We start from the raw sequence: 15,212 nt of genomic DNA, 5'->3' as shown, positions 1-15,212 counted from the left end.
CAAGGGCGCGCAGCTGTGCCACCGCAACGTGACGCGGCTGCTGGCCGCCACCGACGCGTGGTTCGGCTTCGGGCCGGCCGACATCTGGACGCTCTTCCACTCCTACGCCTTCGACTTCTCGGTGTGGGAAATCTTCGGCGCGCTGTGCACCGGCGGCAAGCTGGTGGTGGTGCCCTACTGGGTCAGCCGCTCGCCGGAAGACTTCCTTGCGCTGCTCGGGCGCGAGCGCGTGACGGTGCTTAACCAGACGCCCTCGGCCTTCGGGCAGCTCACGCGGCTGCCGGGACTCGCCGAGGCAGGCCTGGCGCTGCGCTGCGTGATCTTCGGCGGCGAGGCGCTCGAGCCCGAGACGCTGCGCTCGTGGATGGACCGCTTCGGCGACGCGCAGCCGCGGCTCATCAACATGTACGGCATCACCGAGACGACGGTGCACGTGACCTACCGGCCGATCACGCGGCGCGACCTGGACGGCGGGCGCAGCCCGATCGGCATGCCGATTCCCGACCTGGGCCTGCGCGTGCTCGACGGCGAACTCAACGCGGCGCCCATCGGCGTGCCGGGCGAGCTCTACGTGGCGGGCGAAGGCCTGGCGCGCGGCTACCTCGGGCGGCCGGGCCTGAGCGCCGAGCGCTTCATCGCCGACCCCTTCGACACGCAGGGCGGCGGGCGGCTCTACCGCACCGGCGACCTGGCGCGCTGGAACGAGAAGGGGCAGCTCGAGTACCTGGGCCGCATCGACCACCAGGTGAAGGTGCGGGGCTTTCGCATCGAGTTGGGCGAGATCGAGGCGCAACTGCTCGCACAGCCCGAAGTGCGCGAGGCGGTGGTGATCGCCAAGGACAGCGCAAGCGGCACCTGGCTGGCCGCCTATGTGTCGGCCAAGGACGGCCAGGCGCTGGAGCCCGTGCGGCTGCGCGAGCAACTGGGCCGGCAGTTGCCCGACTACATGGTGCCCAGTGTCATCTTGGCGCTGGAGGCGCTGCCGCTCAACGCCAACGGCAAGGTCGACCGCAAGGCGCTGCCCGAACCCGCGCTCGCCGCGAGCGCGGCCTACGAGGCGCCGCAGGGCGAGACCGAGCAGGTGCTCGCCGCCATCTGGGCCGAAGTGCTCGGCGTGGCGCGCGTGGGGCGCAACGACAACTTCTTCGAACTCGGCGGCCATTCGCTGATGGCGCTGGGCCTGCTCGAGCGCATCCGTGCGCGCGGCTGGGCGGTGCAGGTGCGCACGCTGTTCCAGTGGCCGCAGCTCGCGCGCTTCGCGCAGGCGGTCGAACAGGAGCAGCGGCAGGCACGGCGCGAGGTGGTGGTGCCGCCCAACGGCATTCCGGACGGCTGCGAGGCGATCGAGCCCGCGATGGTGACGCTGATGGCGCTCGATGCGGCGCAGATCCGGCGCATCGAGGCCGCGGTGCCCGGCGGCGCGGCCAACATCCAGGACATCTATCCGCTGGTGCCTTTGCAGGAAGGGATGCTCTTTCACCATCTGCTGCAGACCGAAGGCGATGCGTATGTCACATCGAGCCTGCTGGGTTTTGACAGCCGCGAGCGGCTGGAACGCTTCGTGGAGAGTTTCAACGAGGTGATCGGCAGGCACGACATCCTGCGAACCGCGGTGATGTGGGAGGACCTGGCCGAACCGGTGCAGGTGGTGTTCCGGCGTGCCCCGATGCATCTGCGGTGGCTCGATGACGCAGCACCACCGGAAGGCGCCTTGGCATCCTGGAGCGCCGCCGAGCGCCTGGCGCACCACGCGGACCCCGCGCGCTATCGCATCGACGTGCGACGGGCGCCGATGATTCACGCCGTCGCGGTGCATGACCCCGCGCAGCAGCGCTGGTTGCTGCAGCTGCTCAATCATCATCTGGTGGACGACAACACGACCTTGAAGCTGGTCGTCAAGGAGATCGCGCTGATCCAGAACGGCCGGCGCGACGCGTTGCCGGTGCCGGTGCCGTTCCGTCAGTTCGTGGCGCAGGCGAGAGGCGGCATGGGGCGGGCGGCGCACGAGGCGTTCTTCGGGAAGCTGCTCGGCGATGTGGCGGAAACCACGGCGCCGTTCGGCCTGCTCGATGTGCAGGGCGACGGTTCGACGGCGGAAAGCGTACGGATGCCGTTGGATCCGGCGCTCGCGGCCAGGGTGAGGGAGCAGGTGCAGCGACATGGTGTGAGTGCCGCCACGCTGTTCCACCTGGCGTGGGGACTGGTGGTGGCCCGCGCCAGCGCAAGGGACGACGTCGTTTTCGGCACCGTGCTGTTCGGCCGCATGCAAGGGGGCGAGTCGGCGCTGGGCCTGTTCATCAATACGTTGCCGGTGCGTCTGACATTGGGGACGCAGACCGTCGAAGAAGGCCTGCAGCAGGCCCATGCCATGCTCAGCGGCTTGCTGCATCACGAGCACGCCAGCCTCTCGCTGGCGCAGCGCTGCAGCGCAATGCCCGGTGGCGCGCCGCTGTTCACGTCGCTCCTGAACTGCCGCCACGCCGCGCCGCGCACCCACGACACGTCCGACGAGTGGGCCGGCGTCGAAGTGATCGGAAGCCGCGAACGCAGCAACTATCCGCTCGCCATGTCGGTGGACGACATGGGCACGGGATTCGAGATCGGCGCGCAAGTGACGGCAGCGGTCGGTGCGCGCCGTGTCTGCGGTTTCATGCAGGAGGCCGTGCGCGCGCTGGTGATGGCGCTGGCCGTGCATCCGTCGCAGCGCATCGCCGAGCTCGACGTGATGACCGGCGACGAGAAAGCGCTGTTGCGACAGTGGGGTGTGAACCCGACCGGGGCGGTGGAGGCGTCCTTCGCGAACGGCGAGGCGCAGACCGTCATTGGTGCCTTCGAGCATCAGGCGCGAACCCGTCCCGATGCGGTGGCATTGCTCTTCGCAGAGCAGGCGCTGGGCTACGGCGAACTGAATGAGCGGGCCAACAGGTTGTCGCACCGGCTGATCGCGCTGGGCGTGCGGCCCGAGACCCGGGTCGGCATCGCGGTGGAGCGCTCGGTCGAGATGATGGTCGGGCTGCTCGCGATCCTGAAAGCGGGCGCCGCCTATGTGCCGCTGGACCCGGAGTACCCCGAGCAGAGGCTGGCCTACATGCTCGAGGACAGCGGCGTGGCCCTGCTGCTGACGCAAGGCCGCATCCGTGCGCGCGTGCCTGGCAGCGAGGCGTTGACGGTGCTGGAGATCGATACGCTCGATGTCGGCGGCGAGCCCGGCCACGACCCGCGCGTGCCGTTGCATGGCGAGAACCTGGCCTACGTGATCTACACCTCGGGCTCGACCGGCAAGCCCAAGGGCGCAGCGGTGCGCCACGGTGCGCTCTTCAGCTGCATGCGCTGGATGCAGGACACGTACCACCTCACGCAGGCCGACGCGGTGTTGCACAAGGCGCCGTTCGGCTTCGATGTGTCGGTGTGGGAGATGTTCTGGCCGCTGACGGCGGGCGTGCGGCTGGTGGTGGCCCGGCCGGACGATCATCGCGACCCGGCGCGGCTGGTGGAGCTGATCCAGCGCCATCAGATCACGACGCTGAATTTCGTGCCGTCGATGCTGCAGGCCTTTCTGGCGTACGACGGCATCGAGGCCAGCACGCGCCTGCGCCACATCATCTGCGGTGGTGAGGCCATGCCCGCGGCCACGCAGAAAGAGGCGATGGAGCGTTTGCACGGGGCGGGCCTGCAGAACCTGTACGGTCCGACCGAGACGACGATCCACGTCACGCACTGGGCCTGCCGCAACGACGGACAGAACCAGGTGCCGATCGGCCGGCCGATCTGGCAGACGCAGACCTACGTGCTGGACGCCGGGCTGAACCTGGTGCCGCAAGGCGTGGCCGGCGAGCTCTACCTGGGCGGTATCAGCCTGGCGCGGGGCTACCTGAACCGCGCGGGCCTGACGGCCGAGCGCTTCGTCGCCGATCCGTTCGACCCGCAGGGCGGGCGCCTCTATCGCACCGGCGACCTGGTGCGCTGGAGCGCGCAAGGGCAGATCGAGTACCTCGGCCGCATCGATCACCAGGTGAAGATCCGGGGCCTGCGGATCGAGCTGGGCGAGGTCGAGGCGCAACTGCTGGCCCAGCCCGGCGTGCGCGAGACCGTGGTCGTGGCGCGCGAGGGGCAGGGCGCCACGCGTCTCGTGGCCTACGTCGGCAGCGGCGAAGCCATCGACGTTGCGCAGCTGCGGGCGGCGCTGGGCCGCGTGCTGCCCGACTACATGGTGCCCGCCGCCCTCGTGGTGATGGAGAAACTGCCGCTGAACGCCAACGGCAAGATCGACCGCAAGGCGCTCCCCGAGCCTGAACTCGCGGGCGCGGACGGCGTCTTCGAGGCCCCGCAAGGAGAGGTCGAAGCGGCGTTGGCGCGCTGCTGGGTCGACGTGCTGGGCGTGGCGCGCGTGGGGCGCCACGACAACTTCTTCGAGCTCGGCGGCGATTCCATCCTCAGCCTGCAGATCGTGGCGCGCATGCGCAAGGCGGGCTGGCGCATCACGCCCCGGCAACTGTTCGAGCGGCAGACCGTGGCGCAACTTGCGGCGGTGGCGCAAACGCTGCAGGAGGCACCGCGACGCCTGGGCCGTCAGCTCGAGGGCGATGTGCCGCTGCTGCCGATCCAGGCCGACTTCCTGGGCAAGGGCCTGCCGGTGCCCAGCCACTGGAACCAGGCGATCCTGCTGCAGCCTCGCCGCAGGATCGACCTGGCGGTGCTGCGCCGCGCGCTGGAAGCCGTGGTCGCGCACCACGATGCCTTCCGGCTGCGCTTCGCGCCGGGTGCCGGCGGTGAATGGACCCAGCGCTACGAAGAAGTTTCAGCCCATCAGTTGCAGGAGTTGCTATGGGTGCGCAAGGCCGGAAACGGCGCGCAGATCGAGGCGCTGTGCGATGAGGCCCAGCGCAGCCTGGACATCGAGCGCGGCGTGCTGTTGCGCGCGCTGGCGATCGAGGTCGAGGACGGCAGCCAGCGGCTGCTGCTGGCCATCAACCACCTGGCGATCGACGGCGTGTCGTGGCGCATCCTGCTCGAAGACCTCGGCACCGCATACGAAGCCGGCGCGCAGGGCGCGGGCATCGCGCTGCCCGAGAAGACCAGCAGCTACAAGGACTGGGCACTGGCGTTGCAAGGCCATGCCGCGCAACTGCTGTCCAGCGAAACCGAACTGGCGCATTGGCAATCGATGGCCGGCGTGCCGGCCGAACTGCCGTGCGACCGGCCGCACGGCGCAGCCACCGTGGCCGAGCAGGCCGTGGTCGAACTGCGGCTGGACCGCGCCGCGACCGACGCCTTGCTGAGGGACGCGCCGGCGGCCTACCGCACCCAGGTCAACGACATTCTGCTGACGGCGCTGGGCCGTGCGCTGTGCGCGTGGAGCGGCCAGCCGCGCATCCTCATCGATCTCGAAGGCCACGGACGCGAAGACCTGTTCGACGGCATCGACCTGACCCGCACGGTGGGCTGGTTCACGAGCGCGTATCCGGTGGCGCTGGCGCCGCTGGGTGAACGGGGCGAGGCGCTCAAGCGGGTGAAGGAAAGCCTGCGTGGCATTCCCGGCAAGGGACTGGGCTTCGGCCTGCTGCGCCAGCGCGATGCGTCGCGCATGGCGGCGCTGCCCAAGGCGCAGGTGGTCTTCAACTACCTGGGGCAGTTCGACGGCGAGTTCGACGAACAGGCCCCGTGGGCGCCCGCCGCCGAGGGCATGGGGGTGACGGTGAACGAGGGCGCGCCGCTCGGGCACGAGTTCCTGGTCAACGGCCAGGTGTATGCGGGCGAACTGGCCTTGCGCGTGATGTACAGCAAGGCGCGCCACGACGCCGCCAGCGTCCGGCAGTGGGTCGAGGGCTTCAGGCAGGAGCTGTTGGCGCTCGTCGCGCACTGCACCAGCGGCCTTGCGCAGGCCCAGGGCGTGACGCCCAGCGACTTTCCGCTGGTGGCGGCGATGCCGATGCCGGCGCTGGACGCACTGCTGTCGCGCCTGCCCGTGGCCGCATCGGAGATCGAGAACATCTACCCGCTCACGCCGGGCCAGCAAGGCATGCTGGTCGAATGCACGATCGCACCGGCCACCGAGGTCGATGTCGTCCAGACGCTGGTGCAGATGCAGGACCTCGATCTGGCGAAGCTGCACGCGGCCTGGCAGGCCACGGTGGCCCGGCATGCGGTGCTGCGCACCGGCTTCCATTGGCTGCCCGATGACGAGCCGGTCCAGGTGGTGCTTCGTCAGGCGGAAGCGGCCATCGCGTCGCTCGACTGGCGTGGCCTCCACGCCGACGAGGCCAGCCTGGAGCTTGCGTGGGAGGCCCTGTGCGAGCAGGAGCGCGTGCGCGGCTTCGACATGGCGCGCCCGCCGCTGGCGCGCTGGACTGTGGTGCGGGTGGACGAACGGGCCTACCGTCTGGCGTGGACTTGGCATCACGTCCTGTTCGACGGCTGGAGCGGCTCCCGCGTGACGGGCGAACTGTTTGCGTTCTACGCGGGCGAGCGCGTGGCGTCGGCCTTGCAGTCCTATGCGGACTTCGTCGGCGCCGTGCGCGCCGCCCGCCATGCAGGCCCCGCCGAGGCCGCTTACTGGCGTGGCCGCTACGAGGACATCGGCCGTGCGCCGACGCTGCTGTCCGATGTGCCGATGCAGCGCTGGTCGCGCCACGGATGCCACAGCACCAAGGCCAGGATCGGCGCGGGGACGGCGCGCGCGTTGCGTGCGATGGCGCAGGCCGAGCAGGTGACGATGAACACGCTGATGCAGGCCGCGTGGAGCGTGCTGCTGATGCAATGCACGGGCCGCACGGAAGCCTGTTTCGGTGTGACCATGTCCGGCCGTTCGCTGGAGATGCGCGGCATCGACGACGTGGTGGGCCTGTGCATGAACAGCTTGCCCCTGATGCTGCGCCCCGAGCCCACGCTGGGCGTGGGCGCGTGGCTGAGGCAGATCGTGTCGGCCAACCTCGAGCTGCGCCAGCGCGAGCATGCGTCGCTGCCGGCCATCCAGGGGTGGCTCGACCGGCCCGGGCAGCCGCTGTACGACACGCTGGTGATCTTCGAGAACTACCCGGTCGACGAAACGGTGGCGAGCGGAGCGGGCGCCAGGCTGGGCATTCGCGCCTCGTCGGACCGCGGGATTCTTGGCGTGCCGCTGCTGCTGATCGTCGAGACCAAGGGCGACGAACTGTTGCTGACGCTGGAGTACGCACGCGATGTATTCGACGCCGACGGCATGGCGGCATTGGCGCAACGGATGTGCGTTGTGCTGGATGCGTTGCGCGAAAGGACGCAAGGCACGGTGGCATCGCTGCTCGATGCAATACCCACGGCCGGCATCGGACTCTTGAAGTCCCCTGCGCCGGTCGTCGCGAGGGCGGCGGTGCGCGGGGATGCACGAGCGGGTGCGCCCCTGGCGCTGATGGGCGAACTCTGGCAAGGCGTTCTCGCGGATTCCGGCGAGCCCGGCCTTCTCGCATCGATACCGCACGACGGGAATTTCTTCGAACTGGGCGGCGACTCCCTGCTGGCGGCCCGTCTTGTCCTGCAGTGGAACGCGCAGGCGGGTCGCGAGGGGAGGCCGGTGCGCGAGATGCGGCTTGCCGATGTGTTCGAGCACCCCGTGATGCAGGAACTGGTCGCGGCGCTCCACGCCTGACCCCCGCCCGCGCAGGGCGCCGCCAAGGAAAAAGCGCCCGTTGCCGAGAGGGCAACGGGCGCTTTGCCTGGGTCTTGCTTTCTACGTCGGCGCTGGAATCAGAACTGGTATTTGGCGGAGGCGACCACCGTGCGTTCGTTGCCCGGATAGAAGTTGTTGTAGGCGCGCGAGGCGGTGTACTTGCGATTGGCCAGGTTGGTCGCCGACAGCGAAAGGCGCCATGGGCCGGTCGTGTAATGCACCGTGGCGTCCAGCAGCGCGACGCCGCCTTCGGCCGAGGTGTTGGCCACCTCGTTCCAGCGCCGGCCGATGTAACGCACGCCGCCGCCGAAGCCGATGCCGTTGTTCATGGTGTAGTCGAGCCACAGGGACGCCGTCTGCTTGGGCACCTGGATCGGCATCTTTCCGAGCTCGCTCTTGTTGGCGCTTTCCAGCACCTTCATGTTGAGCACGGTGTAGGAGGCGGTGAGGTTCAGGTTGCGGGCCAGTTCGGCCTTGGCTTCCAGTTCGAGGCCGCGCGAGCGGACACGGCCGATCTGGCGCGCCTCGAACGTGTCCTGGTCGTAGGTGACCACGTTCGACTTGCGCAAGTCGAAAACGGCGGCGGTGAACGACGTGCGCGATCCTTCGGGCTGGTACTTGATGCCGGCCTCGACTTGCTTGCCGCGGGTCGGCACCAGGGGATTGCCGCGCGGGTCGACGCCGCTGGTCGGCATGAACGACGTGGCGTAGCTGACATACGGCGCCCAGCCATTGCCGATCAGGTAGCTCAGGCCTGCACGGCCGCTGAATTGCTTGTCGGTCTGCTCCTTGCGAGATGCGCTGATGCGGTCGTTGGTCTCGGATTTCACGCGATCCTGGCGGCCGCTGAGCGTGAGCACCCAGCGATCGTCGAACTTGATCTGGTCTTGTGCGTAGAAGCCGAGCTGTTGCGTGACCTGGGTGTAGTTGCGCAGGGGCGTGAAGGGTTCCTGTATCGGAACGAGGTTGACGGGATTGCGCAAGTCGAGGCTGGGCGCCGGCCCCGAGAACTCCTTGAACGTGTAGCGGGTGCGGGTCGTGTCGACGCCGAACAGCAGGGTGTGCGCGACGTTGCCCGTACGCACGCGGCCCTGCAACTGCGCATCCGAGGTCCACTGGCTGAACCACTCCGGGAAGGAGCGCGCGCTGCGAGTGAGCGTGTGGTTGTCGGGCAGCAGGTTGTCGCGCAGGATGTGCTTTTCGATGCGGGTGTTGGCGTAGCGCAGGTTGTGCCGCACCGTCCAGTTGTCGTTCACATGGTGTTCGAACTGGTAGCCCAGGGTTTCCTGGCGGTTGCGGATGCGGCTGAAATCGGGGTCGCCACGCACGATGCCGGTGTTGCGGCCTGCGTTGTCCATGACATAGAAGATGTCGTCGCTGGCCTTGCTGTCGAGAAATTCGCCGAGCAGCGTGAACGACGTGGAGGCCGAAGGCTGCCAGCGCAGCGACGGGGCCAGGTAGGTGCGCTTGGTGGAGAACGGCGTGCCGTCTCCGTAGCGCATCTGCGTGTTGGAATCCATGCCCAGGCCGACCACGCGGTAGCTCACGGTGTCGCTGGCGACGCCCCCCAGGTCGAAGGCCAGTTGCTTGCGCTGGAAGGTGCCGTACTTCACCTCGAGTTCGCGCACCGGCGTTTGGCTGGGCATCTTGCTCACGCGGTTGATGATGCCGCCGGCATCGCCCTGGCCGAACGTCACGGAGGCCGGTCCGCGCAGCACTTCGACGCGCTCGATGCCGTAGGGCTCGGTCACCGAATAGGCGGGCATGACGAGACCGTCGCGGTAGCTGGAGATGCCCGCCGTCGCGTCGAAACCGCGCATCAGGATCCAGTCGATGCCGCGGCCGTCAAAGCCCCAGTTGCTGACCGTGACACCGGGCGTGTAGCGCACGGCCTCCATGATGTCCTGGACACCGCGTGCCTCCATTTCTTCGCGTCCGATGACCGAGATCGACTGCGGGATCTCGAGCAGCGGCGTATCGGTCTTCGTGCCAGTCGCGCTGCGGCGCGCCACATACCCCTGCACCGGGCCGGTGGCGGTTTCGGGCTGATCGCCGCTCACAGTGATCTGGGGCAGTGTCTGGGTCGGCGCAGCCGGTGCGGGCGCAGGGACGGTCTGCGCCGGTGCCGCGAGGCTCCAGAAGGCGGCGGCGGTGCCGAAGGCGGTCGCGAGCGATGTGTTGAGCAGGCGTGGCCGCGGCAAGGAAAGAGGACGCATGAAGGAATGTCTCCCGAAGGGTGATCTTTGAACCGCGCTCATGTTAATGAGAATGGTTCCCATTAGCTTTAAAAATGAAGCATTTTGTTGCGAGCCGGCAACGGAAGCCGTGAACTCGGAAGGGGCGTGTACGGGCGGGACGCGCGGACATGGCGGGTTCGTTCACACCTTCTCAGAGGTGGGGCGCCAGCAGGCTCAGGCCTTGGTGCATGGCGGGAAAGAGGCTGCGGTTGAAGTTGTTCCAGCGCAGCTCGAGGATCGAGTCGTCCGGCGCGATGTCGGTGTCCAGCACGTCGAAGATGACTTCGCCCGAATCGATGCCGTTGTCCACGTAGTGCAGCGACGCCCCGGTCTTGACGACCGGCTTCGTCGCCACGGTGGTCATCGCATGCCAGTCGACCACCTTCTCGCCGCGTGCGCCGTGCAGGGCGTCGAGCGTTGCGTAGGCGCCGCGCCGCTGGAAAGGCGATTCGAGGCGTGTGATGCCGGGGTGGATGTTGACGATCTTCCGGTGGAAGCGGCTGCCGGGGCGCACCAGTTCATCGAGGATGACCAGCAGGCCGTCGAGCACGACCACGTCGGCCTGGAGCGTCAACAGCTTGTCGAGCAACTGGTGCTCGAAGGCGCTCTTTCCCGCAACGCGCCCGGGATCGTTCAGCGGCAAGCGGCGGTACGACGAGGGCACGGCGTGCAGCATGTCCCGCAGCAGCCGGCCCTGAGCGCGCTGGTCTTTCGGGAAGATCCATGGCTTGTCGGGACTGCAGGAGAAGCCGTAGTCGGCCAGTGCGGCCTGGTCCCTGGGCGAGTGTTCGTCGTCGTCGCAGACGATGCCCTCGAGCGAATAGGCATCGCCGAGCGGGGTGGTGTCCAGCGCCTGCGCCAGGTATTCGAGCGGCGACTTCATGTAGCGGGGCTGCCCCTTGTAGTCGACGGGCTGGCCCGCCTTGTCGGCGGCGGCGTTTCGCAGAGAGAGGACGTAGACGAGTTTGGCCTTGTTGGACATGGATCGGGATAGATGGATTGACGTGGGAGGTTCTCCCGAGGAAGACGAAATACCTCGCGATCTGTTCACCGGATCGGCTGCGGGCGATGCCGGGGCGCCAGCGGACAAGCACCGCAATAGCCTTCACCGGGCAGCAGGTGGTAGAGGCAGCATTGCCGGTGCAGCTTGATCGGGACCGCGCGGTTGTCCTGAAGCTGGACGACCTCGCGCTGGCGCCCGTAGAGCGGGTTGGCGCCCCGTGGTGCCGGCCATGTGGCGCTGTGGAGCAGCCAGGCGCGGTCCTGTGCGACACAGGGCGCGCCGCCGCTCAATTCCACGCCCTTGCCGAGCAGGTGGTCGAAGTGGCGCGCCACGTTGCCCCAGAGAATCTTCGGGGCCAGGCCTGCCGATTCCGAGAGCGCATCCAGGAGCGGGGCCAGGTGCTGCCACAGCAAGCGTTCGTAGCGCTGTGCCGTGCTGGCACCTTGCCGCGATGTGCCCAGGGTCCGCACATGGAAGCCGACAGGCGCGCCGTGGTCGTCCAGGCACACCCAGGTCTGCGCCGCCGCGACCGGAAAGACGTGCTGCAGCAGCGTGGCGGCGGCGACCACGGGTGGCAGGAGCATCGCGAGGTATTCAAGGCTCCAGGCCGACGCGATGGGCCGCAGATCAACGCCGGTGCTGCCCTTGGACCGCGCGTATTTTCGAAGGGCTTCGGCAAGGAGTGGGCTGCCGGGCGGCAGCAGGTCCCACACCCGCAAGGCATCGGCGGGAACGCGCTGCGAAAGGTGCAGGCCCTCGCCGAGCGGTGCCAGTTCACCCTGGAAGATCGGAGCCAGCAGCGCAATCATGCGGCGGCTGCACAAGGGGTGGCGAGGCGCGGCCGAGGGTGCATGCCCAGAAGACGCGGCAGCGCCCCTAATGTTCATGCGGCGTCGCGCGGCGCGGCCCGCGCAAGCGTCCGATGAACATCGGGCGCGCCGGACCGTCTATGCAAAGGGCGGCGTTGCGCTGCCGCAATCGCCCCGGCGGGCGGAAAGACTTCTTGCATGACATCGAATGGCCATGGCAATCGCGCGGAGGTCGCGCGCCTGCTCCAACCTTTTCTTCCATGGATCCTGCTGTCGCTGGTGACGGGCATCAGCGCGGGTGCGGCCACGGTGTTCCTGCTGCGCACCATCAACATGGTGCTGAACCAGCCCGGCGGCATGGCCGGCGGCCTGCTGCTGACGTTCATCGCGCTGTGCCTGGTCGCACTGTTCGGCCGCATGGCTTCCGACGTGTCGACCAATTTCGTCGGCCAGCGCCTGGTGGCCCAGGTGCGCAAGAGCCTGGCCCAGAAGATTCTTTCGGCGCCCATCGACGCGCTGGAGCGCTACCGCACGCACCGCCTCATGCCCGTGCTGTCGCAGGACGTGGACATGATCAGTGATGTTGCTTTCGTGCTGTCGTCCACGCTGATCGCACTGGCCGTCGCGCTGGGCTGCCTTGCGTACCTGGCCTGGTTGTCGCTGCCGCTCTTCGGGTTGCTGGCCATTGCACTGGTCGTGGGAGCGGGTGTCCAGACCTTGGCGCAGACCCGCGCCGAAGCGGGCTTCTGGAAAGCCCGCGAGCACGAAGACCAGCTGCACAAGACCTACCGCGCGATCAGCGAAGGCGCCAAGGAACTGCGCATGCATCGCGAGCGCCGGACCCGCATGTTCAGCGGGCAGATCGGCCACATCGTCGACAAGATCCGGGTGGTCAACAGCCGTGCGATCAATACCTATGTGATTGCCACCGCCTTCGGCTCGGCCCTGTTCTTCCTGTTGATCGCGCTGATCCTGGGATGGGCCGCGTTTCGCAGCACCGAGCCCGTGGTGCTCAGCGGCTTTGTGCTGGTGATGCTGTTCCTGAAGGGGCCGATCGACCAGATCGCCGGCGCGCTGCCCAGCGTCGGGCGCGCCAAGGTCGCGTTCCAGCGCATTGCCGACCTGTCGGCGCGCTTTGCCACGCCCGAGCCCCATCTGCACCTGGAGCGGCCCGGCGGCGGTCCCACGATGACCCGCGACATCGGCATGCGGGGCGTGCGCTATGCCTTCGATGCGCCCGATGGCGGCGAGCCCTTCGTGCTCGGACCGATCGACCTGCAGCTTCGCCGCGGCGAGATGGTGTTCGTGGTGGGCGACAACGGGTCCGGCAAGACGACGCTGATCAAGCTGCTGCTGGGTCTTTATGCGCCGCAGCAGGGCGAGGTGCTGATGGATGGCGCGGTTGTCACGCCCGAGGCCCGCGACGACTATCGGCAGCTGTTCACCACCGTGTTCTCCGATTTCTATCTGTTCGAAAACCTGGTCGCCAACGAGAAAGGCGATGAGGGCGCGCATGCACTGCCGCAGGCCGCGCTGCCCTACCTGCAACGCCTGGAGATCGCCCACAAGGTGAGCATCAAGGACGGCTCCTTCAGCACCGTCGACCTCTCGACCGGCCAGCGCAAGCGCCTGGCGCTGGTGCATGCCTACCTCGAGGGTCGGCCGGTGCTGGTGTTCGACGAATGGGCGGCCGACCAGGACCCGACCTTCCGCCACCTTTTCTACACCGAGCTGCTGCCCGAGCTGCGCGCGCGCGGCCACCTGCTGGTGGTGATCTCGCACGACGACCGCTACTTCCACCTGGCCGACCGCGTCATCACGATGAAGGCCGGGCGCGTGGCGGAAGACCGCGCCCGCGCACCGCAAAGTCTCGCCGCGTGACGACAGGCCGTATCCCCCACACAGAGCCCACAGGAGTTGACATCCCATGCAGCACATCCATGACCTGATCGGCGTCGGGTTCGGCCCGTCGAACGTCGCGCTGGCCATCGCGCTGGACGAGAAGCGCCATGGCGGGAAGCCGTTGGACGCCCTGTTCATCGAACGCCAGCCCCGCTTCGCCTGGCACCCGCACATGCTGCTGGACCAGGCCCACATGCAGATCTCGTTCCTGAAAGACCTGGCGACGCTGCGCAATCCGACCAGCCGCTTCACCTTCGTGAACTACCTGCACGAGCAGGGACGGCTGACGGACTTCATCAACCTCAAGAGCTTCTTTCCGAGCCGCCACGAGTTCAACGACTACCTGGGCTGGGCCGCGGGCCAGTTCGAGGATGCCTGCCGCTACGGCGAGGAGGTGTTCGACGTGCAGCCCGAGACGCAGGGCGGCGAGGTGCATCTTTTGCGCGTGCGCTCGCGCACCGCCGACGGCCGCGTGCAGGAGCGGCTCGCGCGCAACCTGGTGGTGAGCATCGGCGGCGTGCCCCACATTCCCGAAGGCTTTCGCGGGTTGCGCGACGATCCGCGCGTGTTCCATTCGAGCAGCTACCTGAAGGACATGGCGCAGCACCCGCAGGCGCGCCGCGTGGCCATTGTCGGTGCGGGCCAGAGCGCGGCGGAGATCTTCATGGACCTGCAGGGGCGCCCCGGTGCGCCGCAGGTCGACTTCATCATGCGTGCACGGTCGATCCGGCCTTCGGACGACAGCCCCTTCGTCAATGAAGTCTTCAACGCCGACTTCACCGACTACATGTACAGCCAGGGAACCGAGGTGCGCGCCGCGCTGCTCGACGAGTTCGCACAGACCAACTACGCGGTGGCCGACCTCGACCTGATCCAGCAGATCTACAAGGTCTTCTACGACCAGAAGGTGGCGCGCGGCAGCCGCCTGCGCATGCTGCGCCAGCACGACGTGCGCGCGGTGCGTGCCGCGAGCGACGGCATCCACCTCACGCTGGTCGACCGCGACGTGCAGCGCGAGAGCACCGTGCGCTACGACGCCGTGGTGCTCGCCACCGGCTATGCGCGCGACCAGCACAAGGACCTGCTGGCGCCGCTCGCGCCGTACATCGGCCCCTACGACGTCGACCGCTACTACCGCCTGAAGGCCACGCCCGACTTCCATCCGGGCATCTACCTGCAGGGCGCCTGCGAAGACAGCCACGGCCTGAGCGACACGCTGCTGTCGGTGACCTCGGTGCGCACCGGCGAGATCGGCAACGCATTGCTGGCGGCGCAGTCGCGGGCGCGCAGCGCAGCGCGCGACGCGTCGCAGGCCGTCCAGATCTAGCCGATGCCCGGGCGCACCGCGATGGCCCGCAGCACGCCGGTGTCCGCGCAGACGGCCGTCGACACCGCGTGGGCCCTTTTCTGCCGGCTGCACGACGCGCCCTCGCGCGACCACGCCGACCAGCTCGTGCACTGGCTCGGCGAAGACCCGCGGCACGTGCGCGCATTCGACGAGGCGCTCACGCTGTGGGCGCTGGCGGGCGCCGTGCTGGTGAAGCCCGTGCTCGACGAGGCGCAGCGCCGCAGCCCCGATCTGCAATAGGCCGCAGCCGACCGCGCGGCCACAGTTCCCG

At 68.3% G+C, this 15,212-nt stretch carries 7 protein-coding genes; 4 read left to right on the top strand and 3 right to left on the bottom strand.

The features are described 5' to 3' along the window. Positions 1-7,621 (top strand): amino acid adenylation domain-containing protein (locus AC07OH_RS28225; RefSeq protein ID WP_495302913.1); only part of this gene is annotated, 7,621 nt, incomplete at its 5' end. A 98-nt stretch (positions 7,622-7,719) separates the two neighbouring features. Here the strand turns inward: AC07OH_RS28225 and AC07OH_RS28220 are convergent. The 3 genes from AC07OH_RS28220 to fhuF form a co-directional block, all read right to left on the bottom strand. Then, positions 7,720-9,858 carry a TonB-dependent siderophore receptor gene (locus tag AC07OH_RS28220; protein WP_495302912.1) on the bottom strand — a complete coding sequence of 713 codons (2,139 nt, stop codon included), beginning with the start codon at positions 9,856-9,858 and terminating at the stop codon, positions 7,720-7,722. A 172-nt stretch (positions 9,859-10,030) separates the two neighbouring features. Continuing rightward, positions 10,031-10,861: a formyltransferase family protein gene (locus AC07OH_RS28215; protein ID WP_495302911.1), complete on the bottom strand. Its 831-nt coding sequence runs from the start codon at positions 10,859-10,861 to the stop codon at positions 10,031-10,033. A 65-nt stretch (positions 10,862-10,926) separates the two neighbouring features. Next, the gene (fhuF, locus tag AC07OH_RS28210) at positions 10,927-11,691 is read right to left on the bottom strand and encodes a siderophore-iron reductase FhuF (protein ID WP_495302910.1); all 765 of its coding nucleotides are present in this window, start codon (positions 11,689-11,691) and stop codon (positions 10,927-10,929) included. 198 nt (positions 11,692-11,889) lie between these two features. Here fhuF and AC07OH_RS28205 point away from each other — a divergent pair, with 198 nt between their 5' ends. The 3 genes from AC07OH_RS28205 to AC07OH_RS28195 are packed head-to-tail and all read left to right on the top strand — an operon-like array spanning position 11,890 to position 15,181. Continuing rightward, the gene (locus AC07OH_RS28205; protein WP_495302909.1) at positions 11,890-13,572 is read left to right on the top strand and encodes a cyclic peptide export ABC transporter; all 1,683 of its coding nucleotides are present in this window, start codon (positions 11,890-11,892) and stop codon (positions 13,570-13,572) included. Positions 13,573-13,618: 46 nt separating this feature from the next. After that, positions 13,619-14,920: a lysine N(6)-hydroxylase/L-ornithine N(5)-oxygenase family protein gene (locus AC07OH_RS28200; RefSeq protein WP_495302908.1), complete on the top strand. Its 1,302-nt coding sequence runs from the start codon at positions 13,619-13,621 to the stop codon at positions 14,918-14,920. A gap of 3 nt (positions 14,921-14,923) precedes the next feature. Beyond that, on the top strand, positions 14,924-15,181 hold the full coding sequence (locus AC07OH_RS28195; protein WP_495302907.1) for a hypothetical protein: 258 nt from the start codon (positions 14,924-14,926) through the stop codon (positions 15,179-15,181). The last annotated feature ends 31 nt before the right edge of the window (positions 15,182-15,212 follow it).

The sequence above is a fragment of the Variovorax sp. GW821-FHT10C12 genome (assembly GCF_059415405.1).
The sequence above is the reverse complement of the archived record's forward strand: the minus strand, read 5'-3'. Positions and strand labels throughout refer to the sequence as shown.

What these genes read in the sequence shown, in the direction of transcription:
- fhuF (WP_495302910.1), bottom strand. Translation starts at nt 11,691, where the DNA reads ATGATTGCGCTGCTGGCTCCGATCTTCCAGGGTGAACTGGCACCGCTC.
- AC07OH_RS28195 (WP_495302907.1), top strand. Translation starts at nt 14,924, where the DNA reads ATGCCCGGGCGCACCGCGATGGCCCGCAGCACGCCGGTGTCCGCGCAG.
- AC07OH_RS28215 (WP_495302911.1), bottom strand. Translation starts at nt 10,861, where the DNA reads ATGTCCAACAAGGCCAAACTCGTCTACGTCCTCTCTCTGCGAAACGCC.
- AC07OH_RS28200 (WP_495302908.1), top strand. Translation starts at nt 13,619, where the DNA reads ATGCAGCACATCCATGACCTGATCGGCGTCGGGTTCGGCCCGTCGAAC.
- AC07OH_RS28205 (WP_495302909.1), top strand. Translation starts at nt 11,890, where the DNA reads ATGACATCGAATGGCCATGGCAATCGCGCGGAGGTCGCGCGCCTGCTC.
- AC07OH_RS28220 (WP_495302912.1), bottom strand. Translation starts at nt 9,858, where the DNA reads ATGCGTCCTCTTTCCTTGCCGCGGCCACGCCTGCTCAACACATCGCTC.